This is a genomic window from Rufibacter soli (assembly GCF_054781795.1).
Genome location: NZ_BAAGTS010000002.1, coordinates 721,391 through 746,613, shown reverse-complemented (window position 1 = coordinate 746,613; position 25,223 = coordinate 721,391). Strand labels below are relative to the sequence as shown.

The following is a 25,223-nucleotide window of genomic DNA, read 5'->3' as shown; positions in this document are numbered from 1 at the left end:
CTAAAAAACACCCCTTGTTCCGGAAGAATAGAATGTTTTTGGCTTATTTTTGGGGAACGAGCCTTTACCCGGGCCGCAGCGGAAATCCTTTTTCCGGCTGCTATTTTGTTTCCCTATTAACCTAAAAACATGCGTCATCATCCGCTAGTACATGTAACGTGGTTGTGTCTTTCTGTGTTATTGGCCCTTCCGGCCCAAGCGCAACAGAAGCTGCTTACCATGGAAGATGCTTTTATCAACCCCACCCTTTCGCCGGCCAACCTGCGCCAGCTTACCTGGGTGCCGGGCACCAATGACTACAGCTACGTGGCAGACAAAGCCGACCAGCTCCTGCGGGGCAGCGTGAAAGACAACCCCAAAACGGTCTTGACCGCCCCTGACCTGAGCGCGGCCCTGGAGAAAGCGGGTGCCAGCAAGGTTTCTACCGTCAATGGCCTGCAGTGGCTCAATACCAATGAGTTGTTCCTGAACCAACGCGGCACCCTGTACCGCTACAACCTCAAGACCAAAGCCGGACAACTATTCTACAAGCTGGACCCAGCCGCCGAGAACACCGACTTTGCGCCCAATGGCCAGCGCGCGGCCTATACCAAAGGCAACAACCTCTTTGTTTCGCAACCGGGCAGTGAGAACAAGCAGATCACCCAGGAAACCAATGCCGGCATTGTAAACGGCCAGGCGGCGCACCGCTCTGAGTTTGGCATCACCAAAGGTACCTTCTGGAGCCCCAGCAGCCAGAACCTGGCGTTTTACCGCATGGACCAGACCATGGTCACGGATTACCCACTGGTGCAGATCAACGAGACACCGGCCAAACTTGACAACATCAAATACCCCATGGCCGGCGGCAAAAGTCACCACGTAACCGTGGGCGTGTATAACGTGGCCTCGGGCAAAACGGTCTTCTTGAAAACCGGCGAGCCCGCGGAGCAATATCTGACCAACCTGACCTGGAGCCCCGACGAGAAATCCATTTACCTGGCCGTGGTGAACCGCGCCCAGAACCAAATGTGGCTGAACCAGTATGATGCCAGCACCGGTGCCTTTATCAAAACCCTGTTTGAGGAGAAAAACGACAAATGGATTGAGCCCGAGCGTGGCATGTACTTTGTACCCGGCAAGCCCTCTCAGTTTATCTGGATAAGTGAGCGCGACGGCTATGACCACCTGTACCTCTACAACACCAGCGGCCAATTGATCAAGCAACTGACCAAAGGCGACTGGATTGTGAAAACCCTGGTAGGCTTTGACAAAGGCGGCAAGGAGGCCTACTATACTTCTACCGCCGAAAGCCCACTGGAGCGCCACCTTTACGCCGTGGAACTGAGCTCGGGCCGTACCGGAAGATTGACCCAGGGCAGCGGCGTGCACAACATCACCTTCAACCCTAACGGCGAGTACTTCATTGACAACTACAGTAGCCCCGTGACGCCCCGCACCATCCGGATTCTGGACACTGATGAGGCCAAAGTGAGAAGAACCTTAATTATTGCCAAGAACCCACTGGAAGGCTACGCCCTGGGTGAGACCCGCCTTTTCCCTATCAAGGCTGAAGACGGCACCACCGACCTGTACTGCCGCATGATCACGCCGCCCAACTTTGACGAGAAGAAAAAGTACCCGGTTGTGGTGTATGTGTACGGCGGCCCGCACCTGCAGATGATCAACAGCAGCTGGCTGGGTGGCTCTAACCTCTGGATGCAGCTCATGGCCCAGAAAGGCTACATTGTCTTCTCCCTGGACAACCGCGGCTCCGCCGATAGAGGTAGGGAATTTGAGCAGGCCATCTTCCGGCAAGCCGGCGAGGCCGAAATGCGCGACCAACTTAAAGGCGTGGAATACCTGAAAAGCCTGCCCTACGTTGATGCCAACCGCCTGGGCGTGCACGGCTGGAGCTACGGTGGCTTCATGACTACGTCCCTCATGCTCAAGCACCCAGACGTGTTCAAGGTAGCTGTGGCCGGTGGCCCCGTGATTGACTGGCGCCTGTATGAGATCATGTACACCGAGCGCTACATGGATACGCCCCAGGAAAACCCGCAAGGCTATGAGCAGGCCAACCTCCTCAACCACGTGAAAAACCTTAAAGGCAAACTACTTATGATCCATGGCACCGTAGATGATGTGGTGGTATGGCAGCACAGCCTCAACTTCCTGAAAAAGGCCGTGGATGAAGGTATCTTGGTAGATTATTTTGTGTACCCCGGCCATCCGCACAATGTGGGTGGCAAAGACCGCGTGCACCTCTACAAAAAGGTGACGCAGTACTTTGACGAGAACCTGAAATAGAAAACCGTTTTGAGCCTGTTTTGGCCAAAACGGGCTTATAACAGAAAGGGCGCTTCTAATGTAGAAGTGCCCTTTCTGTTTTAGGGTAGAGAGGTCATCGGATTAAATTTTAGTTTTTGGATTGGTTGAGTGAACAGAGACCCTGCAATTGCACCTCATTACTATTAAACAAGGCTTCATGTTCTCGCCATCTTCAAGGATGTTACACTATAACGTCGTAGGCATTGCTCCTTTCCTTGCAACATTGATTTAGATGGGTCTTCAATTATAACAAATGCTACTGCGCTTGTTGGTGAGAACACGCAACAAGGGAGAGGATTTAGCATTGTCTTTTCAGTAGAGCCTCTTTCTTGCTGCCTTTGTTGGTGTTCTCACCAACAAACCTTTCTGGCGGTTTCTGTCCCAACAGAATTATCCTTATTTTACCCGTCACCTAACTAACCAACTATGTTCAAACGCACGCAACTCTGGGCCTTGCCGCTCAGTATTACGCTTCTGGCCAGTTGCCAGTCCAATAGCACGAAAGAAACAACTACCACTGAAACTGCTACCACTTCTACCGGCGCCGATTCGGTTACCCTGGAAAGTTACAAGACCTACGTGACGGCCATTGCTGCTGATGACATGGAAGGCCGCAAACCCTTTACTAACGGCGAGAAGAAAACCCTAGCCTATTTGGAGAAAGAAGCTAAAGCGCTTGGCCTGGAACCTGGCAACGGCGACAGTTTTCTGCAGGAGGTGCCCATGGTAGAGATCACCTCCACCGCTGCACCAACCATGACTGTGAAGGGCAAGCAGACCATGACCCTGAAAGGCCTGGAGGATTACGTGATCTGGGCCAGGCGCACCGATGCCAAGGTAGACATCAAATACGCGGAACTGGTGTTTGCCGGCTTCGGGATTGTGGCCCCTGAGTACAAATGGAACGACTATGCTGGCCTGGACGTGAAAGACAAGATTGCCGTGGTAATAGTAAGTGATCCAGGCTTCTACTCCCAAGACACCACTTTCTTTAAAGGCAAGACCATGACCTACTATGGCCGCTGGACCTACAAGCTGGAGGAGGCCGCCCGCCAAGGTGCCAAAGGCTGCCTGATTGTCCACGCCGATGAGCCCGCCGGCTATGGTTTCAAGATTGTGCAGAACAACTGGAACACCTCTAAATTCTACCTGGCCCCCAAAGGCAAAGAAGTGCACCGCAATGCCATGGAAGGCTGGATTACCACGCCCGTGGCTGAAAAACTGTTTGCCGCCGCCGGCAAGAGTTATAAAGCCGAACTGGCCCGCGCCGCCAAACCGGGGTTCAAAGGCGGGCCGCTTGGCTTGACCGTGAGCACCTCGTTGCAGGCCAAAACCAAATACGACAAGTCGCATAACTTCATTGCCAAGATCACGGGCAGCAAACGCCCAGAGGAGGCCATTGTCTACTCCGCGCACTGGGACCACCTGGGCATTGGCAAGAAGGATGAAAAAAATGACAGCATCTATAACGGCGCGGCAGATAACGCCAGCGGCACCGCCGGTTTACTAGCGGTAGCCAAGGCGTTTAAGGCCTTGGGGAAAGCCCCGGATAGAACCGTGGTCTTCCTCTCCGTGACCGCTGAGGAGCAGGGCCTGCTGGGCTCAGCGTATTATGCAGAAAACCCGGTCTTTGCCAAAGAGAAAACCGTGGCCAACTTAAATATGGACATGCTTAACCCCTTTGGCGCCACCAAAGACATCGTGCTTATTGGCATGGGGCAGTCTGAGCTGGAAGACATCTTAGCTGAGGAGGCCAAAAAGGCCGGCCGCTACCTTGCCCGCGACCCTCACCCAGAGGCGGGGCTGTATTACCGTTCAGACCACTTCAATTTTGCTAAAACTGGCGTGCCCGCTCTCTTCACCGGCATGGGCACAGACCATATCCGACTCGGTAAGGCCGAAGGCAAAAAGCTGCTGGATAACTTCACAGCCAACATTTATCACAAACCCAGCGATGAAGTGAACGACGCCTTCAAAATGGATGGTGCCGTGGCAGATCTGCAGTTACTCTACCAGGTAGGCAAACGGTTGGCGTTCTCTAATGAGTGGTCGCAGTGGAAGGCCGGCTCTGAGTTCAAGGCCGTGCGGGATAAATACATGCCCCGCCAATAATCTGCTTTTGGCCGGTTTTGGCTAAAACGTGCTTAAAACGGAAAAGGCTGCCTCTTTAAAAAGAAGCAGCCTTTTCCGTTTTTACGATTCTCTTATTTCTTTTACTCCGACCTACGGGGGCAGAATCTTCCTTTACCCACTTAAATAAAAGCCACTTTCTGTCGTCTTCTAGGTCACCCCCTTTTGCCTGCTATCTGCCATCCTTTTTTAATAGGACAATTCTTTCAGCTTATGAAACAGCAAGGCAGGGTTTTACCAGAAATATGGCTTTAACTGTTTGTTTTACACCTTTCAAAACATAATGTTAAAATATAATTATTTGATTCTTTTTTATTTAGGGAATGTTATCCGACCTTAGTAAAATAAATATGTACTATATTAAATAAGACGTAACCCACAACCTATTCCCTACGCTTACTACCTCACACCCTTTATGTTAAGAAAATTATTCCCTGTCGCCTCAGACTTCAGGTGGAAGCTCTTTGTTGTAGCTCTATTATTCCTGGGCGCCACCCAAACCAGCCAGGCACAAGCAGATTATGCTATTCAGGGGGCCGCAGTGAACCCTACCTCCACAGCCGCCGGTAATTCCATTTATGCCACAGGCTCTATTTACAACCTGGGCACGGCTGCAGGGCCATCCTCTAACATTGGGTATTACCTGTCTACCAACAACACCCTGGATGCGGCAGATACCTTTATTGGGTCTTCTACCGGAGGAACTTTGAATGCGGGCAGCACTTCTTCCAGGTATGTCTACGTTACCATTCCGCCAAGCACGGCCTCCGGTTCCTATTATATCCTGTTTGTAGCCGATTACCTGAACGCGGTCTCTGAGTCAAACGAGAACAACAACGTGAGCAGCGTCTCTATCTCAGTGGTGCCGGCCAGCGTGGATTTCACTATTCCCTACACCTACCTGTACTCTTCCTCCGTTTCGACAGGCGCTGCCCTTACGGTAGAAGGGAGTATCTCCAACCAAGGGAACACGGCGTCTTCCTCCAGTAATGTTGGTTTCTACCTTTCTTCCAACGCCACCCTGGAATCCTCTGATGTATTTATAGGCTCCTACACAGGTTATGGCCTTGGACCTGGCAATTCTACCAGCTTCTATTCTTCCCTGACCATTCCGGCCAACACCGCTCCGGGCACTTACTACATTATCTTCATGGCCGACTACCTCAACAGTGTGGCCGAAGGGAATGAGTCCAACAACACCAACTACCGGCAGTTCACGGTGATTGCCCCTTCCCTTGACTTGGTTATCCTGGAGCCTTACCTCCCTACCACCACCTTGTCTCCGGGATCTTCCACCGCGGTCAGCTGTTACATCTATAACCAGGGGAACACACCTTCCCCTTCCAGTAATGTGGGGTATTACCTGTCTACCAACAACACCCTGGATGCGGCAGATACTTTTGTGGGGTCCTCCACCGGGGGCAGCCTCTCTGCTAATTACTCCAACTACCGCAGCGCCAATATCACCATCCCGGCCACTACCCCAACGGGCAGTTACTACATCTTGTACGTGGCGGATTACCTGAACGGCGTTTCTGAGACCAATGAGACCAATAACGTTTCTAGCCGCAGCATCAGCGTGGTGGCGCCTTACGTAGATCTGTATTTACAGAACGCTTATTTAAGTACTACTTCTACTACCCCGGGCTCGGCTCTTTACGGCGAATTCTACATCTACAATTCGGGTAATACCGCGGCCAGCTCCAGTAACGTGGGGGTCTACCTATCCACCAACAACATCTTTGACGCGAATGACGCGTTTATTGGCTCTTCTTCCGGCAGTACTCTGGCGGCTAACAGTTACGGGTACCGCTCTGCTTCCTTTACTATTCCCAGCAATACCGCCGCCGGCAACTATTACGTGTTTTTTGTGGCAGACTACCTGGGAAGTGTAGCGGAGAGCAATGAAAACAACAATATCGCCGCCATGGCTTTATCGGTTTTATTGCCTTATGTAGACCTTTCCCTTGAATCTGTGGCTGTGAGTGCCAGCTCAGTTTCTGCCGGCAACGTCATTGCGGCCACGAGCACCGTGCGCAACTCCGGGAACTCCAGCGCGGCCTCCAGCCACATGGGGTACTATTTGTCTACCAACACTACGCTAGATGCCAATGACGTGCTGGTGGGGTCCTCTACCGGATCTGCTATTGCCGCCGGTGGCTCCAACTACAGAAACACATCAGTTACCATTCCTTCCAACACCACGCCGGGCAATTACTACCTTATCCAGGCGGTGGATTACCTCAATGCCATCACGGAGAGCAATGAAAACAACAACACGGGCAGCTCACTTATAAGCGTGACGGCCCAGGGCACTACCTTCCTGGTGCCGGTGAGTGGCAGCACCAGCTTCACTACCTGCTCCGGTAAAGTATATGACAACGGCGGAACTGGCCCTTATACCTATGGTTCTTCAACTTACGGAACCCTTACCCTGAACCCTGGCACCAGCGGCAAAAAGGTACAGCTTACCTTCTCCAACTTCTCCCTGAGTTATTATGATTACCTGGAGATCTATGATGGTACCTCTACCTCAGCTACCCTGATTGGCAGATATTACAGCACCTCTATCCCACCCGTGACAACGGCCTCCAACTCCTCTGGTGCCCTCACGCTCAGATTCTACAACAGCGGCTATTATTCTGGTTACTATGCGGGCTTTGAGGCAGATATTGCCTGCGTGACCCCCTCCGTGGATTTAACAATGCTGTCTGCTTATACGTCTTCCACCAGCCTGAGCCCAGGAAGCAGTTTCACGTCCAACAGCTTCGTGGCCAATGTGGGTACCACCACCTCTGCCATCAGCACAGTGGGCTATTACCTTTCGGCTAATGCTACTTTTGAGTCAACTGACCTGTATTTAGGTGCCACCGCCGGGGGCAGCTTGGCCAACGGAACATCTGCCGAGCGCAGGGGCTCCATGACCTTACCGAGCTCCGTGACGGCAGGTAGCTATAACCTGTTGTTTGTGGCAGACCCCTCTAATGAGGTGGATGAAACCAATGAAGGTAACAACGTACGGACGGTGCCTATCACGGTGAACTCCTCCAATTTCATAGACCTCACCATTACGGTTAGAACCTTAGCTGCTACTTCGGTGACCGTGGGTGCAAAAGTAAATGCCACTGCCACCATTAAGAACGGCGGAAACGTAGCTGCCCCTAAAAACGCAGCCGGTTTTTACCTCTCCACTAATACCACCCTGGACCAGGAAGATGTGCTGTTAGGGACCACCTATACAGTAGGCACTTTGGCGACCGGAGACTCAGAAGTGGTATCCGCTTCCCTGGAGATTCCTGCCGCTACCAAAGCCGGCAGTTACTATGTCCTGTTTGTGCCAGACCCAGAAAACCACGTGGCTGAATCTAATGAGACCAATGGCATCATGACTCTGGAGCTTACGGTGACCAATCTTTCCATTGATCTTCTGGTGCAAACGCCCACGCTTTCTTCTTCATCTGTCTTAGCGGGTAGCTCGGTAACCGCCAACTCTTCCCTCAAAAACCAGGGAGGCCTTGACGCCAGCACCAGCACCCTAGGGTATTACCTGTCTACCAATAACACATTTGATGCAGCAGATGTAGCATTAACTACCACTACTGGTGGTTCTTTGGCAGCAACTGCCAGTGCGGCTAAGTCGGCCACGCTCACCATTCCTACCGGCACCGCAGCAGGGAGCTATTATGTCCTGTTTGTGGCTGACCCGGCCAAAGCCGTAACGGAAAGCGACGAAGACAACAACGTGGCCTCAGTAGCTTTGACGGTGATTGAGCCTACAGTTGACCTGGTTCTTAAAACGCCTGCCTTGTCTGTTGCTACCGTATTAACCGGAAACACTGTTGCGGCTTCCGTAACGATAGAGAACACCGGAACCGTAGCTGCCAGCAACAGCACCGTTCACTACTTCCTGTCTGCCAACAACACCTATGAGGCCACAGACGTGGCACTGGGCTCTTCTACCGGAGGTTCTTTGGCCGCTGCCACCTCTGCCGCTAAAAGCGAGACTCTCACCATCCCGGCGGGGACCGCAGCCGGCACCTACTTTGTGCTGTTTGTGGCTGACAAGGACAATACCATCTTAGAGAGCAATGAAGGCAATAACGTGCAGAACGTGAAGCTTACTGTTCTCACTCCCTACATTGACCTGGTGGTACAGAATGCCACTGTGTCCCCGGCTTCTGCGGTGGTGGGCACTACGGTAACGGCAAACAGCGTGATTATGAACAATGGTACCGTAGCGGCTGCCTCAAGCGTAATGGGGTATTACCTTTCTACTAACAGCACGTTTGAGAGCACAGATGTGGCCCTTGGCACTTCTACCGGGGCTTCCCTTGGCGCTGGTGAAGCGTCAGCTAAAACGGCTTCCCTGACCATTCCGGCCGGTACTGCCCCTGGTAGTTACTATATCCTTTTCATGGCTGATCCAAGCCAGGCGGTAAGTGAGAGCAACGAGAATAATAACCTAAGCGCCGCCATCCTTACCTTAACCGCGCAGGCCGTCGCCCTCCCAGACCTGGTGGTGACCACTACCGCAGGTACACCTGCTGGCAGCACCATTCCCGGCGGAACCATACAAGCCGCTGGCACGGTCTCTAACCAGGGAGAACAGGAATCAGCCGCCAGCAAGATCACCTACTACTTGTCTGAAAATGAAATCTGGGACAATGCAGACACCTATTTGGGCGAAACTCCATTCGCGGTCCTGGCGGTGGGAGGTTCCTCGGCGTTTTCAAAAGCCTTAACGGTGCCGGCTGGCACTCCTTTCAAAGAGTACTATATCTTGATGGTAGCTGATGCCGCCGTCCTTATTTCTGAGAAAAATGAGGCAAACAACGTGGCTAGCTTCAAATTCACGGTGAAAGACCCCAATGGTATCAAAGAATTGGCCGCTGAGCACAACCTGAGCCTCTGGCCTAACCCAGCCACCCATACCTTGAACATAGAGGCAAAAGGATTCCGGAACGGGGAGAAAGCCGCTGATATCACCGTCTACTCTGCCACCGGCCAGAAGGTATTGAGCAAGAAAGCCCCTATCCTTCAACGGGATCTTAACACCACTCTGGATGTGACCACCCTGAACCACGGGCTCTACCTGGTGTACATCAAGGTAGGTGATACCCTTACCATTAGAAGGGTTATGGTACAAAAATAACCCTCCAAACCTTCCTTTATGAAAGGAGCCCTGCTAATAGCGGGGCTCCTTTTTTATTGCCCATTTCTGTTTTGGGCCTGTTTTTCTCAAAATGGCCCCAAAACAGGTCCCATTTTATTTACCAATCCAAAGGTGTAATTTTGTCCCCTGAAACTGAAGGAGTTATTGCCTATAGCCCCTGATTCTAAATTTCTAAAAAGTCCATAAAATGCCCGTACCCTCCGCTGACTTCAAGCAGGCGTTGAAAAAATTAAGTGAGAAAGAGAAGGAAGCCCTCATTCTGCGCCTGGTCCGGAAAGACGGCGAGGCCTATGACACGCTGTCTTTTGAGCTGCTGGAAGATGTTACCCTGGAGACCCTTTTCACCCGCAGCTCAGAAACCATCCATGATATTCTGTTTACCGTCTCAGGCCGCTCCCTGAGCAAGGCCCTGAGCCGTGGCCTCAAGAAAGCCACCCAGGAAATAGCCCGTTACTACCGCGTTACCAAAGACCGAAAAGGCGAGGTAGAGCTCCATCTTTACCTGCTGCAGCTTATCTTTGACAACTTCACGGGCCAGTTTGAGAGCGTGTACAAAACGTTTTACGTGGCCACGGCCCGGCTGGCGCTGCGCACCATGATGCTCATCAAAAAGCACCTTCATGAAGATTACCACCTGGAGTACCAGGACACGCTCAACACCTTTCTGGATGACCTGAACGGACGCAGCAAACGGCGGCAACTCCCCTTCAATCTACCCATGCAATTTGAGGTTGACTAAAATCCTGTCCTCCTGTTCTGAGCCCGTTTTCATGAAATCTGCCCTAAAACAAATGCTGTTCTGCTGGCTGGCGCTGGGCCTGCTTTCCCCCTTGGGCACGGCCCAGGCCCAAACCCAAAGCAGTTTGCCGGTGTACCGCAACCTGGCCCTTGAAGGGGGCGGTGTGAGGGGTATTGCCTACGGGGGCGCCCTGCTGGAACTGGAGAAACGGGGCATGCTGCAACCCATAACACGCGTGGCCGGCACCTCGGCAGGAGCCATTCAGGCTTGCCTGCTGGCCGTGGGGTATTCGCCCCAGGAAATTACGGACATCACATTCCAGACTCCGCTACAGAAATTCGCAGATGGCAGGTTTCTGTTCTTTGGGGGCTTTAACCGCGTGGCGCGGCGGTTTGGATGGTACCGCGGCGAAAAATTCACCCAGTGGCTGGCCCAACTTCTGGCCCAGAAAACCGGCAACCCAGACCTTACCTTTGCCGAGCTGCACGCGCTGGCCGGTAAAAACGGTTTTCGGGACCTGTACATCACGGGCACCAACTTATCCAGGCAGCGCCTGGAAGTGTTCAGCCACGAGACCTACCCCCAGATGCGCGTGAAAGACGCGGTGCGAATTTCCATGTCGGTGCCGTTGTTTTTTCAGGCGGTGTTCATGGATGCCAACGGGCGCGTCTACCCAAAACCCCAGCCCCAGGGGCTTACCTCAGTCATGGTAGATGGGGGTTTATTGGCTAACTTTCCGCTTACGGTATTTGACCACCAGCGGTATGCCTCCGTCCCTCCCCCTGTACCGGCGGCTGGCGAGGCCCGGTTCATTAACCCAGAGACCCTGGGCATACGGCTGGACCATGACGACCAGATTGCCTATGACACCGAAAGGCGCGGTCTGGCGCCCCAGCAGATTGAAGACCTCCCCTCCTACCTCAACGCCTTTTACCGCATTGTGCTGGAGAACCTCAACCGCCATGAACTCACCCCCGCCGACTGGGACCGTACCGTTTCGGTGAGCACCGCCGGGTTTGGCCCTAAGGTGAAGCGCCTGTCTGAAAAAGACAAGGCCAAGCTTCTGGAGAGCGGCCAGGCGGGCATGCTGCGGTTCTTTGCCGCCTGCGAGTAAACTTCATCTTATGTATGGGGCTGGTTTCTGTTTTAGGCTTGTTTTTACAAAAACGTTCCTAAAACAGAAACCAGCCTTTCTGTTCTATCCCGGGCAGCGTGTAATTTTACTTTTCCTAACCCTGGCACGGCGGTTCACGTTGATAAAAGTTCATAAACCATAACCGAACGTATGTCAGCAAATGAGAACAAGAAAGTCGTGGAAGTTCTGAAGGAACTGAACGAGTTTGTACATGATGGCCTGGAAGGTTACGAGCGCGCCGCCCAGGAAAGCAAAGACCAGCTGCGCCAGGATATCTACCGCAAATTCTCCCAGCAGCGCCTGGCCTTCGCCAATGAACTGAACCAGATTATACAACGCCACGGCGGAAGCCCGGAGCGGGACACCACCACCAAAGGAAAACTTTACCGCCAGTGGATGGACTTTAAAGCCGCCCTCACGGGCCGCGATGAGGAAGCCATCTTAGGCTCTAACATCTACGGGGAAGAGTGGGCCCAGAAAGCCTACCGTGACGCCCTTGACCAGGACCTACCCGCCGAGGTACGGGGCGTGGTCTTGCGCCAGCGCGAAGCCTCTGCTGATGTGTTGCAACGCTTGCACCAATTACGCGAAGGTTCTACGGATGCCACCAAAGCGCCATCGCGCAAAGCCTCAGGTGGGGCTGCCTCTTCTGCCGGTTCTGGTAGCGGCGGCAATGTAAGCCTGAAAACCGCCTTGATAGCTGCCGGTGCCGCCGCTGGGGCCGCCTTAGTTTACGGCCTGCTTTCCAAAAGAATCCCCACGGATAAGCTAGTCTCCTCCATTTCCAACCTCACCAAAGGTAAATCTGGAGAGAACGGGCAAATGGCCACCAAGACCAAAAAGAATAAGACGAAGAAAAAAAATAAGACCAAAACCCAATAACAAAAAAGCGGCGGACAATGTCCGCCGCTTTTTTTCTCATCCTATAACACATTCACTACAACTAAAATATCTTAGAACCTGAACCCTACAGAGGCTTTAAAGCCATGGTTAAAGGTTTTATAATCTGAGGTGCCGTCCAGGGTGGTTAAGCCCATATCATAACTGCCCCCTACGTTTAAGCCGTTTTGCAACTGGTAACCGGCGCCCGCTGAGAACCCCAGGTCTACCTTGCGCTGGCTATCCTGCCACTCAAAGTCCTTGTTGTAGGCAGAAAACCCAAAAGCCCCGGCGTTCACGTTTACTTTATTGGAGAGCAGGAAGGAGACCTGCGGCCCGGCAAACAGGTTGAAGCCATCGGCTACGTATACTTTGGCCAGCAAGGGCACATCAATGTATTCTCCTTTGTTGGTAAGCGTTACTTTGGCGTTGGCGAATTCAGCGGCATCACCGGGCACCCGGCCTTCCAGCACCATGCCTTTCTGGGAGTACTGTACCCCTGGCTCAAACTCAAACCCGCCGCCTAAAGGAATACTCAGGAACCCGCCCGCATGAAAACCCTGGCGCATTCTGGTGGTCACGTTGCCGTTGGTATACTCCAGCAGGTTGTTAAAGCTTTTCATGGTTTCCCCCTGCCAGCCAAACACGCTGTAGCCACCTTTCACCCCAATTTTTACTCCCCCATCCTGGGCGTAGGTTTGGTGCAGAAGACCTGCCATCAGCACCACTGTCAATAGTAATATCTTTCTCATTTCCTTTGGATTTTCGCTGCCCGGCCCGGTGTAGGCCTGTGACTTCCCAAATGGAAAAACCGTGCCAAATTGAAATCCCTAAGTGTGGCAGAAAACTTAAAAAGCTGAAATTTAAATTTTAAGTATTTTATTTACAGTATTTTAAAATTTAAAAAAATTTTACTTCTGGGCTTAAAACAGGAGCGCCCCACCTGTTTCCAGATGGGGCGCTCCTGTTTTCTTTAGGGTACGTTCTTATAATTTAGTGAGCTTTACGTCTTCCCAGTAGCCCATGATTTTGTCATGGGGCCCTACCAGAATATCTACCCGGTTACGGATGCGGCGGTGCATGGCGTCTCGTACCACGTACACCCCGTCTAACTGCGGAGAGATCCCCTCCACTTTTACTGAATCTCCATAGTCAATCTCGCCCCCCCAGCGGGCCAGCAGGTTTCTGGACAAGGCCAGCCACCGGTGCTTGCGTGGGTTACGCTCATTGATTTTGGAGCCATCTGCCGTGATTAAGGGATCTGCGTCTGTCTGGTCTTCTTCCGGGAAGTACACCGAGGCATCTACGTTGACATGATTGGGCTCTTCTGCCGGTTTGGGGGGCGCCGGAATTACCAGGCTATGCACCGTAGCCGTTGGCATGGCTGGGGCGGGCGTGGTAGATCCTGTAATTTCTTTCAGGAATGGGAAAATAATAAGTAGAAGTAGTCCATACGTTTGGTTCTTGACCATGCTTTCGTTATTGGTGGAACATCAGGTTAGGCACTAGGTCTTAAACGGTTTATATTTTATAGGGTTACTCATGTTAGAATAATTACATTTTAACAGTTTTGGGCCGTGCAGGCCCTTAGTGCCCTGGCTTGGCCACCATGAAACTTAATAGGCAAAAAAGAGTAGGGCCCGCCCCTTTGCGCAGGGAGCGGGCCTGTAAAATAGAGGGCGACTTAAAAAAACTTCCTTTAGAGCCAGCCGGCCGCTAAAATTTTGCCTTTAGGCGGGCAACTGCTGGTCCAGGGCCTGCACGGCGCGCAGAATGGTTTCTACCGCTTTCAGGTAAAAAGAGGGATGGATGTTTTTGTATTCGTCAGTTTCCTGGTGGTAATGCGGGTGGTCTTCTACCCCAAAATAGACATACGGAATCTTGGCTTTGTGGAAACTGCCGTGGTCTGATTGAAAGGTCCAGTCGTCATGGCCCTGCTCTGGGCGGTCATGCCCGAAACTGAGTTTAAACTGCTCTGGCAATGCCACTTTCTCCAGGATAGGCTTCACCCAAGGATAGTGGAACGTACCTGAGGCGAACAACTCATTTTTGGCCGAGATGCTGACCATGTCCATGTTCACATTGAGAAGGATTTTGTCTTTGGCTACAGGAAGCTTCTCCACAAAGGCCTTGGAACCGGAAAGGCCTTGTTCTTCGGCGTCAAAGGCGACGAAGTAGAGCGTATGCTGGGGCTGGTGTTTCTGGAAATAGGTGGCCAGGGCCAGCAGAGCACCAACGCCGGAAGCATCATCATCGGCGCCGTTAAAGATCTTTCGGTTACGTGTGCCCACGTGGTCATAGTGCGCCGTGATCACAATCACCTTCTCAGATTTGCCGGCAATGGTCCCTATAATGTTCGTTCCTGTTACCTGTTCCTTGGTGGCTCTGGCGGTAAACTGGAAGGGCTGCAGAATGGGGCTTAGGCCAATCATCTTGAACCGTTGCAATAGATACTGCTGCGCCTTGGCGTGGCCGGGCGTGTTTGGGAGCCTCCCGCCCATAGAATCGGCGGCCAGGATCTCTACGTCTTTTAAAACCTGTTGCGGCGTGTAGGTTTTCTGGGCGCAGGAAGTAAAACTGAGGGCGCAAAGGCCTAAGGAACCCAGCACTAATGTGGGCCAACGGAAAAAGCGATTCATAGCCAAAAGATAAGGCAAAAAATGCAAGAGTTTACCGCCTGAAGGCCTGAAAGTACGTTTTGAGCCCGTTTTTCAAAAAACAGGCTCAAAACAGAAAGCAAAAGCGCCACCCTCGCTTTGGAGGGTGGCGCTTTTGCCAAAAGTATCAGGTAAGGTTAAGTGTATTAAGTAGTAGTAAGAACACCCACACGTCTTCCGTCTTCATCCATTAAGACGCCGTCTGTGCTTACAAACAGCGAGGAGAATAAGGGGCTCTCCAGCACGTAAGGGAAATTGCGGTTATTGGTTTTCTGCAGCGTACCTATTACCTGAAAACCGTCTGCGGTTTCGCGCACCACTTTATAGGCGGTGGTGACAAAAATGCGTTCCTGAGGGGCAGAGGCCAGTTTCACCTGGCGCAATACCCGCTGGGCAGGCATTCTGGACGAGGTACGTCTGGAGGACGTGGTAGAGGCCACGGCCGGAGCGCTCATCGCAGAGGCAGCGCCTTTAGGCAAGGCCACGGACCGGTTGGGCGTACCTGCCTTAGAGCTGGCCACAATCTGGCTTTCGGCGCGGCGCCAGCCTTTACTGATGGCCGCTAAACGGGCGCTTTTGCCAGGGTGCGTATAGGTATCTTCTTCGTCTGCCAGGACCCCAATGGCCACCTGCGCCTCACTAAGGCTGGCCCCCATCTTCCGGAGCACAAAGCCAGAGAACTCATCTGCCTCCAGCTCGTCTCTGTGGTTGCTGCCCGTTTGGGAAAGCGTATGGCCGTTGAGATGGTGCCCAATCTCATGCGCCAGAATGCTTACCCCCGCCCAGTCAGTCCGGACGGCGTTGTTGAGGGAGTTCACGAAGTTCTCATTGTAGAGAATGTAGCGTTGCCCGTTCATGATCACGGCAGCGGCATTGGGCACGTTGGCGGCGCGTACTTCAAAGCGGGCTTTCAGGCCTACCACGTCAATTATCTCCGCAATAATGTCACGGGCTCCTCCTTGCGCGAAAGTCCCGTAAGGGGCGGCCGTTCCCTTGCTGGCTCCAGCGGTGGCCGGCGTTTCCGCTACCAACCCGGTGAGCAGCAACCCGGCAAGTACTGATAAAAGAACCTTTTTCATATCATTATCCTGTAGAGGTAGAACACTGGAATACGCCCTGAAATTCAACGATAAACCTGCCAAAATCATTGCGTATAATTCTAATAGCAAGTTTTCTGCCAGTTTTGAAAAAACGGCCCTGAAACGCCCCCGGCGGGGCATGGCTCCCAAAATATATTTTTAGTTCAAGACAAGGCGAAGAAAAGCCCTTAAAAATTAATTTAAGGGCTTCACTGCCATTGGTCTTTTTGTCACTTAGTTGTTTTCGCTGTTGGCGTCACCGTCATTGGTGTCCCGCTCGTCCAGGCTGGCCCCTGGGGTTTTGTCTGTGCCGGTAAAGTTCTCATCCTGCTTGGAGGCATCATTCCAGGTCACGGAGCGTTTGTACAGGTCCTGGTCGCTGGCATTCTGCCGCTCCCGCTCAGACTGATTTCCCTGGTTGGTATTCTGCGCTGACTTATTGGTTTGATCTGGCATAGGCTTGGGTCTTTGGTTAAAAAAAAGAGACCGCAGGTGGTTTCCTGAGTCCTTCCTGTTGTACTACTGCCCGGTTAAAAAGTTCTTTCTCCCTAGCGTCAGGCATAAAAAAACCGCCTGCCAATAGGTAGCAGTCGGTTCCAGGGAGGGGCCTTGGCTTTTCTTAGGTAAAGGATTCAGCCTTGCGTTCAATCACGTCCAGCAGGTGCAGGAGCTTGGCCGCTATAATGTCTACCTCGGCTAAGCCTTTTAAGGCCTGGTCCTGCTGCCCGGCCTGGTATTCTTTCCAGAGGCGGCGGGCCAGCACGTGCATCTCTTTGTGGACCTGTTCCAGTTCCTTCACTTCTTCCAGGTGCCCAATACGCGGGAGGGCCGTATTGTAAATCCATTTCCCCAGCGAGCACTCCGTGGTGGAGATGACCGGTTCAATGTCTATGGTGGCCCCATACAACATGGCCCTGAGCTTAGATTTAAACAACACGTGCTTAATGCGCGCCTGCTCAAAGTCCAGGGTGCCAATGCTTTCAAAATATAGTTTGCTTTCTTTCAAGGTAGATTGTTTTTCAAAGGCTGCACGTACAAGTGGTGCCCACTTTATAAGGCAAAATTGTAAACAATAGTTTACAATCTACTGCAGATATTTTATAAAAACTGAAGTTCCCTTGAAAGCTTTTCTGTTTTAGGGGTGTTTTTCTAAAAACGCCCCTAAAACAGAAAAGCCCAAAGTCTACTACCCTGCCTACAACTCATTGTTTTTAACGGCTGCTTCCTGCAGCGGGGCCGTGAGCGGCGACTGGGATAGCGGCGTCTCTGCCTCATAGCCCCGCACACGGTCATGGCCGGGGCCCGGTCCTGGCAGCAACTGGTTTACCAGTCCCATCAGATCTGTGACCATGCCCGGGAAGAGACCATGCAGCCCACTGATAAACTTGGCGTTAAGCCCGAGCGTGGCTTCGGCCTCGCCGAAACGGCAGGCATCAATGATCTGCCGGGCCGCGTTCTCTGCCGTGAGCGACAGCAGGGGGTTGGCATCTGCCAGGGCAAACCAAGTGTATTCCTTCTCTTTCTGCCCTTTCACAAACGCGTTGCGGGCGCTGCCGGTGCGCATTAACCCCGGGTTGATGGTGGTCACGTAGACTCCATGCTGCAACAATTCTGACCGGAAGCCTTCTGACAAACCCACTAGCGCAAACTTACTGCCGCTATAGGGCAACAGGTGAGGCACGCTTACTTTCCCGCCAATAGAGGCAATGTTCACAATCCGGCCTTCACCGCGGTCCTTCATGTCTGGTATTACCTCCAGCATGGTGTAGAGTGGGGCCCAGTAATGAATTTTCATGGCCTCCTCAAAGTCTGCCAGGTTGAGGTTATCTAATGGCCCCGCCGAAATCACCCCGGCATTATTGATGAGCACCTCTACTGGTCCCAGCTGTTCCTTAATGTCAGCGATCATGCTTTTGACTTGGCGTTGGTCACTTACATCACAGTCAAAGGCCAGCACGGTAGCGCCCCCGGCCGCAAGTTCGGCACGAGCCGCTTCCAACTGATGGTCGGTGCGGGAGCAGATGGCCAGCCGGGCGCCCTGCTCGGCCAGCATGCGGGCCAGCACAAGCCCCAAGCCGCGGGTACCACCGGTAATGAGCACGGTGCGGTCTTTAAAGGAGAACTCGCGTTTGTTGCGCCGCAAAGCCCGTAAGGCCAGCAAGGCCCCTACCCCGGCACCAGCCAGTAGCAAGGAGTTTTTCTTATTTCTTTCCATGGTCTTCTTGTTTCAGTCTTTTGAGGTAGGCCGCCACGTCTATGCCTTCGCCCAGCACGGGCTGGAAGATATCGCCTAGCTTTTTCACGCGTTGCAGCACGTTCTTTATAGTAAACTGCGAAGGGTGCAATCCGGTTTTGACTTCTTTCCATTGCAGCGGCGTAGAAACGGTGGCACCGGCTTTGGGCCGCACGCAATACGGGGCCGCAATGGTCTGCGCGATGGCGTTCTGCAGAAAGTCTATGTAAATCTGGTTGCGGCGCTCTTTGGGGCTGCGTTCCAGGCTGGTAAGGTGGGGCAAGCGCTCATGCACGCGCTGGGCCAGCGCATAGGCCAGTTCCTTGACTTGCTCAAACGGGAATTTGGCGGCCAGTGGCACGTACAGGTGCATACCCGTGGCGCCAGAGGTTTTAGGGTACACCGGAATCTCCAGCTCGTCCAGGACCTGTTTAGCCACCAGGGCCGTTTCCACCACTTCATCATAGGTATTTTCGCCGGGGTCTAGGTCCAGCACCAGGTAGTCTGGGTATTCCAGGTGTTGCAGCCGCGAGTTCCAGGGGTTAAGCTGAATACAGCCCAGGTTGTTGAGGTACGCCAGCGTAGCCCTGTCCTGGCAGACCACGTAACTCACGTCTTTCCCTGTAGATTCTGCGGTAATGTCTTCGGTCTGCACCCAGTCTGGGGCATGGTCGCCGGCGTCTTTCTGGAAGAAACCTGGTTTGGTAATGCCGTTGGGGTGGCGCAGCAGGCTCTCGGGGCGGTCTTTGAGGTAGGGCAACAGCACGTCTGCCATGGCTTGGTAATATTCCACCAGGTCTTCTTTGGTGATGCCTTCCTCAGGCCAATACAGCTTATCTGGGCTACTGATGGGCACTTCCCGGCCGTCCAGGTGCAATACCAGGCCTTCTTTGCCGTTTTCCTGTTTTAGGGCAGTTTTTGGTTTTTCGGGCTTATTTGAGGAAGCTATCTTGGCAGGGGCTTCCGCCGGAACGGTGACGGCCCGTTCATGTACCACGTCTTTGGCTTTCTTGTCTACCCGCAGCCCCTCAAAGATGGCTTGGCGCATTTGGCCGTCACTGGTCCACTCCGCAAAGGAGAGTTCGCAGACCAGTTCTGGCTTTACCCAGGTCACTTCCCTGGACAGGCCCACTTTTTCTTTGAACGGCGATTTCTCCTGCACCAGCGGCTCCAAGCGGGCAATTAAATCTTCCAGGCTTTTTTTGTTGAATCCGCTGCCGCTCTGGCCCACGTATTTGAGTTCCTTGCCTTCATACACGCCCAACACCAATGCGCCAATATGAATACGGCTGCCCTGAGGCTGGGTAAAACCGGCTATAACCGCTTCCTGCCTCAGGTGCGTTTTGATTTTAAGCCACTCCTGAGACCGTTTGCCAAGGAGGTATTTGCTGTTGGCGGCCTTGGCCATAATACCTTCCCATTGGTGCTTTTGAGCTTCTTTGAAGAACTCCACCCCAGTGCCTACCCGGTGTTCACTGTAACGCAAAGGCTCTTTGGCTCCTTCCAGCACCTGGGCCAGCAGTTCTTTGCGGCGCAGAAGCGGTTCCTGGGTTAGGTCCTGGCCATCCAGGTAAATCAGGTCAAAAATATAGTAGTAGAGGTGCTCTGAGGGTGTGTTCTGGTAATTCTGCAGCGCCTGGAAATCAGCTTTTCCTTGGGGGCCCAGCACCACCAGTTCACCGTCAAAAATGGCCTGGTGCTTGAGTCCTGCCAGTGCTTTCACTACGGGGGCATACTTCTGATTGAAAGACTTACCGTTACGGGAATAAAGATGCACCTGTTCGTTCTCCACCTCGGCCACGGCCCGATACCCATCCCATTTCATCTCAAACAGCCAGTTGGGGTCATCAAAGGGGCCATCGGTGAGCTTGGCGGTCATGGGCACTATGTCATGGGGCATTTCACTAGGCTTCTCTTTACCTGTTTTTGCCTTGGAAGAAGAGGCTTTCTCCTTGGCGGCTATCGCTTTTTTGGGGGTACCTTTGCCGGACTGGCCAACCGGTTTTGCATCACTGAGATCCTCAGCGTCAAATTCTTCATAGATGGCAAATTCATCTTGCTTTTTGAGTAGCAGCCAGGCGTTTTTCTGGCGGCCTTTCATTTTTACCAGCGTAAATTCGCCTTTCAGCTTTTTCCCTTCCAGCACAAAGTGCAGGCTTCCGGCTTTCAGTTCCTGCAGCATTTGCTTTTCCCCTTCGGCCCGTGAAGGATGGTCTACGGCATGAAAGGTGCCCTGGTCCCAGATGTCAACGTGGCCGGCGCCGTAATTCCCTTCGGGAATGTCTCCCTCAAAGGTGCGGTAGCTGAAGGGGTGGTCCTCCACCTCCATGGCCAGACGTTTGTCTGCCGGATTGAGCGAGGGCCCCTTGGGTACCGCCCAGCTTTTAAGTACTCCGTCCAGTTCCAGCCGGAAATCATAGTGCAGGGTGGAGGCCTGGTGCCGTTGCACCACAAATTTTAGATCCCCTTTGTTTTTGGCCTCTTTGCCTTCTGGTTCAGGGGTCTGGTTGAAATGGCGTTTCTGATTATACTCTTCTAAGCTCATAGTTTGGTAGGTCAGGTTATGGCCTTCCTTCGGCTTCTTGGTCTTGCCAGGCGGCAGAGAGAAAGGTAGAGGTTGGCCCCAGCCTTTTACGAAAAATATCCCTTGGCCGCCATGGTTAGCCAAATTGCGTTTTAGGCTTGTTTTCCTAAAAACGGGCTTAAAACGGAAAGGCCTGCCTTCCTTTACGAAAACAGGCCTGCTGTAGAAAAAGCCGCGCTCATTTACCGTATTTAAACCCGTAGTCAGGCTTTTTGGTGGAGCGGCGTGGGCGTGGCGGCACGTATGAGAGGGACAGCGGTTTGCGCCATTTGCCGGCTTACCTCTTTTACTTTCAGGAAATTACGGTAGAGGATTTGCGGCTGGGCCAGGGCCGCCAATTTGGACCTAGCTGAAATGGCTTTCACTTTGTAAAAGTCTGCAACTTCATTGTTCCCGCTATTTGCCAGCTGGTTCAAAAAGGCTTTTCCCCACTTAGCGGCATACGAGGCGGCAATCAGCAGTAAATGAAAGTAAAAGCCATGCTTGCTGCGGCTGCCTTTGTTCAGGAAAATGCGGTATGGTACAATCACCTCCTGGCTTTTGGCCCCTTCTTTCACCAATCGCAGAGTGTAGTCCCAATGCAGGCGTCCGTTGGGCATGAAATGCTTGAACCTAAGGCGGTCGTCATACCAAATCTCGTACCCGGCCATGGCAATGGCGTAGCACAGTTCATAGTCTCCGCCGGCGCTTAGTTTTGCCCCTAGCCTATCTGTGAGCAGAGGGGTGAAATTGGTTTGTGCAATAGCCTCTATAGCGGTTTTCCTGATGATGCTGCCCGCCCCGTACACTACATTGTTTTTGACGCGGCCAGAACTGGGCGCCTGCGCACCGTTGGCAAATAGGCCGTGCCCCCTGGCCCAAAGCGTTACCGGGCTTTCAAACACCAATTCTCCTTTGCCGCCTAGTACCCCTACTTGGGGGTGCCGCTGCAGCAGGTCATAGGCAAGGGTGAGGTAATCGTGGGCCAGCCAGTTATCATCGTCGCAGAACAACACAAAATCATATTGAGCGGTAGCCAGGGCCATTTCACGGGCATAGGTTAACCCGGGTTTTGGTTGGTACACCACGGTAAGCCTGGCCGGCGGCTGGTTGGAAGGCCACTCGTTCTCTATCACGGCCTGGGTTTGGTCTGTGGAAGCGTTATCTACTACCACCACTTCCCAGAAGATGTCTGGCCGTACCTGTTGCCGGGTCAGGTGCTGCAGGGTTTGGGGGAGCAAGGCCGACCCGTTATAGGTGCAGATGACTACGGAGATACCTGGCGCCATACCCTGTGCAAGTGAAGGATTGCCTGTAATTTCAAACTGGTTAGATACAAAAAAGGGCTTTTGTAGAGGAGAAGGGCCTGTTTAATCTGAGTCTTTACCACCTGTGGGTCATGGCCTTGGTTCCAAAGCCGGCGGGCTATCTGCAACCCATACGAAGCATAATACCGTCTTGAATCCTGCAGGATCTGGTGTTGCTTGTCTTGGGGCAGATGCGCCTGAATCATGCCCATGGCGCTGGCCAGGTCCTGCAGGTAGGCCCCAGTTAAAATCTTACTCCCCGAAATAGAAGCATTGTGCTGCCGGTAAAAAGCTAAAATCTGTGGGGTGTAGGCCACGGGATAATGCCGGGCAATTCTCACCCACATTTCCCAATCCTCGGCGTAGTCTATGCCGTAAAAACCGCCTAGCTTTTCATAGACTTCACGCTTTACAGTCATGGCCACGTACTGAATCTGCTGCCGGGCTCCAATGCGAGGGAGCCAGTTGGCCAGCAGGCCATCTTCTTTCCGCTCAGAGGTTTTATCATAGACTTTCTGCCCAGTTTCATCTATACACCGGTATCGGCAAAAAGCGGCACCTGCCTGGGGGAACTGCTCAAAGAGCTGTCCTATGTGGCGGTAATAGCCAGGGGCCACGGTATCATCGCCGTGCAGCAGGTGCACCAACTGGCCCCGTGAGCGGTTCAGGCAGGTCTCAAAATTACGGAGGCTACCTACGTTCTGCGGTTGCCGGAAGTACTGAATGCGGCCCCTTCCGATTCTCTCTACCAGGGCCTTTACATCCAGGTCTGTACTGGCGTCATCTACCACTTCAATCTGCATCTGTTCTTCAGGGCTGGCCTGGACCAGGACACTCTCAAGGGTCTCCGGCAAAAACTGCCCACAGTTGTACACCGGAATCATCACCGACCAAAGCGGCCTCTCCTTTTCATTGGCCAAAGGGGCGATCACAGGTGGCGAGGTGGGAATTCTAGTCATAGGGCCAGTTCAAAATCAGACAACAGCGCTTTGGTTTTCGGGATGGGCGTAGGAGAGTACTTCAGGCAAGGATGTTTCCTGAGAAGGGCTTGCCGCAAGAGCCGCCCGCTTGGCTTCCTGGCGCTCACGTAAAGCCGTCCTGAAAAACCGAAGCAGTTCTTTGGGCGTGAACGTTCGCAGTAAAAGATAGGCGCTTTTGTACCAGGGGAGCTTCTGCAGGAAATGAGAAACGATGTAGCGCTTTTTATAGGTGGCCGCCTTTTGCACGTCCTGGGGCTTTAGGTTCACGTTCTCTTTGGCTAAAATGCAGGAAGTAATAAAATCTAGTTCTTTGACGCAGGCAGTAATCGCCCTCACTTTTAACTCCTTTTCCAGCGGCGCAAAGTTGTGCTGCAGACACTCTATGGAACTTTCCGGTAGGGTGTACTTTTCCCCGGCAAAATGCCTGAGGTTGCGTAGTATTTGTTCTTGCTGGGCCTGCTGGTATTCCTGCTTTTTCAACACCTGGTGCAGGCTTTGCCCGGTGACCCGGTAATCTAGCAGTATCTCTGGCAGATTATAAAACTTAAACCTGCGGGAAAGCTGCCAGAAAAGTTCATAGTCCTCTGCATAGGTAACGGTATACATGCCCACCTCCTGCACGGCTTGTTTGCGGTACATGACCGTGGGGTGATAAAGCCAGCAGATAAAAGTGAGGTTGTAATAAAAGTGCTCACTTTTGAACTTGTCCTGCCGCACCATGTTGCCGTCTTCAGAAATTACCCGCACCAGGGAAGAAACCATGGCGCAGCTTGGGTTTGCCCTAAGGTAGTCAACTTGGCTCTGCAGCCGGCCGGGGTAACTCACATCATCAGCGTCCATACGGGCAATGAGGTCTGTGCGGGCCAGTTCAATGCCTTTGTTGAGGGTAGCACTAATGCCCAGGTTTTGCTCATTCTGGTATAACCTGATGCGCGGATCGGAATAAGAGGTAACAATGGCCACGCTTTGGTCAGTGGACCCATCATCTATGATCAGAAACTCAAAGTCTGTAAAGGTCTGCTGAAGAATGCTCTCCATGGCCAGCGAAAGGAATTTTTCAGCATTGTACACTGGCATTAAGACCGTAACCGCCGCCATTAGGTAAGCGCTAGTTTGTGGAGGCCCCTTTTTACTACTCTTCTAACTTCTTTTGGCAGCGTGCAGGTAAGGAAGTACCTACCCGGCTCACGGTAAGGCATGAGGGCATGGCGCAATAACTTGGAGATTCCAGCCGCCTGTATTTGTTTTTGCTGCAGGTATTCTTCAAACCAGTGCAGGAAAAACCGGCGGGCCAGATGGTAATGCCCATTCGCCTTGGCGCTTTGCTCTACCGAGCCTTCCCTGATTCTATACAGGTTGTGGCAGGCAGAGGAAATAAACACTTTCTCCTGTAAGTAAATTTTGCTTAGGAAAGCCTGGTCTTCATACATAGCGTACTCCCTGATAAAGGATTCTTCAAAGCCCCCATCCCTGCTCACCGCTTCTCTGGTGACCATCAAGGCAGACGGACACGCACAGGGCTGGGGCTGCAAAGGATATAACAACGTGTTCAATTCCATTGGTTGGTAGACTTGCTCTGATGGTACCCCTACCATCACCAAGCGGTTTTCTGCCGAAGGCGTTGCCCAGCTGTACCAATACAAAGATGCCTCTGCCACCAGGCCAATACCAGGGTTTTCCTGGAAGATGGAAACCTGGTGCTGCAGTTTTTCCGGTAACCACCTATCATCTGCATCTAAAAAGGCAATCAATTCCCCCTTGGCTTGCCGAAGTCCCGCATTTCTACTAGCAGCGGCCCCTTTGTTGGCCCGGCCTTCGTGCTCTATATAAAATATCTTTCCTGCGTACCGCTGGGAGAATTCTTTGGCTATTTGGACAGCCCTGTTGGTAGAGCCGTCATCTACTAACAACAATTCCCAATGGGGGTAGGTCTGTTGCAAAACGCTCTCTACCGCCTCTGCCAGGAACGTTTCTTCATTATAGAACGGGATAATAACTGAGACCAATGGTGAATGCTTGCTGTTCATGGCCAAATCAA

At 52.7% G+C, this 25,223-nt stretch carries 18 protein-coding genes; 6 read left to right on the top strand and 12 right to left on the bottom strand.

The window, feature by feature from the left end:
• Positions 1–129 precede the first annotated feature (129 nt).
• The 6 genes from ACYVJQ_RS05140 to ACYVJQ_RS05115 all read left to right on the top strand — a co-directional run bounded on the left by ACYVJQ_RS05140 (position 130) and on the right by ACYVJQ_RS05115 (position 12,369).
• Positions 130–2,289 (top strand): S9 family peptidase, encoded by a 2,160-nt coding sequence (locus ACYVJQ_RS05140; protein ID WP_460891991.1) that lies wholly within the window; start codon positions 130–132, stop codon positions 2,287–2,289.
• Positions 2,290–2,736: 447 nt separating this feature from the next.
• The gene (locus tag ACYVJQ_RS05135; RefSeq protein ID WP_460891990.1) at positions 2,737–4,422 is read left to right on the top strand and encodes a M28 family metallopeptidase; all 1,686 of its coding nucleotides are present in this window, start codon (positions 2,737–2,739) and stop codon (positions 4,420–4,422) included.
• A 433-nt stretch (positions 4,423–4,855) separates the two neighbouring features.
• The gene (locus ACYVJQ_RS05130) at positions 4,856–9,592 is read left to right on the top strand and encodes a CARDB domain-containing protein (protein ID WP_460891989.1); all 4,737 of its coding nucleotides are present in this window, start codon (positions 4,856–4,858) and stop codon (positions 9,590–9,592) included.
• Between the two features lie 208 nt (positions 9,593–9,800).
• Entirely contained in the window at positions 9,801–10,352 is a 552-nt protein-coding gene (locus ACYVJQ_RS05125) for a hypothetical protein (protein WP_460891988.1), read from the top strand.
• A gap of 31 nt (positions 10,353–10,383) precedes the next feature.
• A complete protein-coding gene (locus ACYVJQ_RS05120) occupies positions 10,384–11,466 on the top strand; it encodes a patatin-like phospholipase family protein (RefSeq protein WP_460891987.1) in 1,083 nt (360 codons plus the stop codon).
• Positions 11,467–11,637: 171 nt separating this feature from the next.
• Positions 11,638–12,369: a ferritin-like domain-containing protein gene (locus ACYVJQ_RS05115; RefSeq protein WP_460891986.1), complete on the top strand. Its 732-nt coding sequence runs from the start codon at positions 11,638–11,640 to the stop codon at positions 12,367–12,369.
• A 71-nt stretch (positions 12,370–12,440) separates the two neighbouring features.
• On the opposite strand, the gene ACYVJQ_RS05110 is transcribed toward ACYVJQ_RS05115, so the two are convergent.
• The 12 genes from ACYVJQ_RS05110 to ACYVJQ_RS05055 form a co-directional block, all read right to left on the bottom strand.
• Positions 12,441–13,118: a porin family protein gene (locus tag ACYVJQ_RS05110; protein WP_460891985.1), complete on the bottom strand. Its 678-nt coding sequence runs from the start codon at positions 13,116–13,118 to the stop codon at positions 12,441–12,443.
• A gap of 234 nt (positions 13,119–13,352) precedes the next feature.
• Complete coding sequence (locus ACYVJQ_RS05105) at positions 13,353–13,838, bottom strand: hypothetical protein (protein ID WP_460891984.1); 486 nt, start codon at positions 13,836–13,838, stop codon at positions 13,353–13,355.
• A 258-nt stretch (positions 13,839–14,096) separates the two neighbouring features.
• Positions 14,097–15,005 (bottom strand): M20/M25/M40 family metallo-hydrolase, encoded by a 909-nt coding sequence (locus tag ACYVJQ_RS05100; RefSeq protein WP_460891983.1) that lies wholly within the window; start codon positions 15,003–15,005, stop codon positions 14,097–14,099.
• Positions 15,006–15,169: 164 nt separating this feature from the next.
• Entirely contained in the window at positions 15,170–16,102 is a 933-nt protein-coding gene (locus tag ACYVJQ_RS05095) for a M48 family metalloprotease (RefSeq protein WP_460891982.1), read from the bottom strand.
• Positions 16,103–16,336: 234 nt separating this feature from the next.
• A complete protein-coding gene (locus ACYVJQ_RS05090; protein ID WP_460891981.1) occupies positions 16,337–16,558 on the bottom strand; it encodes a hypothetical protein in 222 nt (73 codons plus the stop codon).
• A 163-nt stretch (positions 16,559–16,721) separates the two neighbouring features.
• The gene (locus ACYVJQ_RS05085; protein WP_460891980.1) at positions 16,722–17,108 is read right to left on the bottom strand and encodes a CZB domain-containing protein; all 387 of its coding nucleotides are present in this window, start codon (positions 17,106–17,108) and stop codon (positions 16,722–16,724) included.
• A gap of 189 nt (positions 17,109–17,297) precedes the next feature.
• Positions 17,298–18,317 (bottom strand): SDR family NAD(P)-dependent oxidoreductase, encoded by a 1,020-nt coding sequence (locus tag ACYVJQ_RS05080; protein ID WP_460891979.1) that lies wholly within the window; start codon positions 18,315–18,317, stop codon positions 17,298–17,300.
• Positions 18,304–20,880, bottom strand: coding sequence for a DNA ligase D (ligD, locus tag ACYVJQ_RS05075; protein WP_460891978.1), 2,577 nt, complete (start codon positions 20,878–20,880; stop codon positions 18,304–18,306). Before ligD ends, ACYVJQ_RS05080 begins: the two co-directional genes overlap by 14 nt.
• 242 nt (positions 20,881–21,122) lie before the next feature.
• Positions 21,123–22,187 (bottom strand): glycosyltransferase, encoded by a 1,065-nt coding sequence (locus ACYVJQ_RS05070; RefSeq protein WP_460891977.1) that lies wholly within the window; start codon positions 22,185–22,187, stop codon positions 21,123–21,125.
• On the bottom strand, positions 22,166–23,164 hold the full coding sequence (locus tag ACYVJQ_RS05065; RefSeq protein ID WP_460891976.1) for a glycosyltransferase family 2 protein: 999 nt from the start codon (positions 23,162–23,164) through the stop codon (positions 22,166–22,168). The genes ACYVJQ_RS05070 and ACYVJQ_RS05065 overlap by 22 nt, the downstream gene beginning before the upstream one ends.
• Positions 23,165–23,179: 15 nt before the next feature.
• Entirely contained in the window at positions 23,180–24,262 is a 1,083-nt protein-coding gene (locus ACYVJQ_RS05060; RefSeq protein ID WP_460893583.1) for a glycosyltransferase family 2 protein, read from the bottom strand.
• Between the two features lie 20 nt (positions 24,263–24,282).
• The gene (locus ACYVJQ_RS05055; protein ID WP_460891975.1) at positions 24,283–25,212 is read right to left on the bottom strand and encodes a glycosyltransferase; all 930 of its coding nucleotides are present in this window, start codon (positions 25,210–25,212) and stop codon (positions 24,283–24,285) included.
• Between the last annotated feature and the right edge of the window lie 11 nt (positions 25,213–25,223).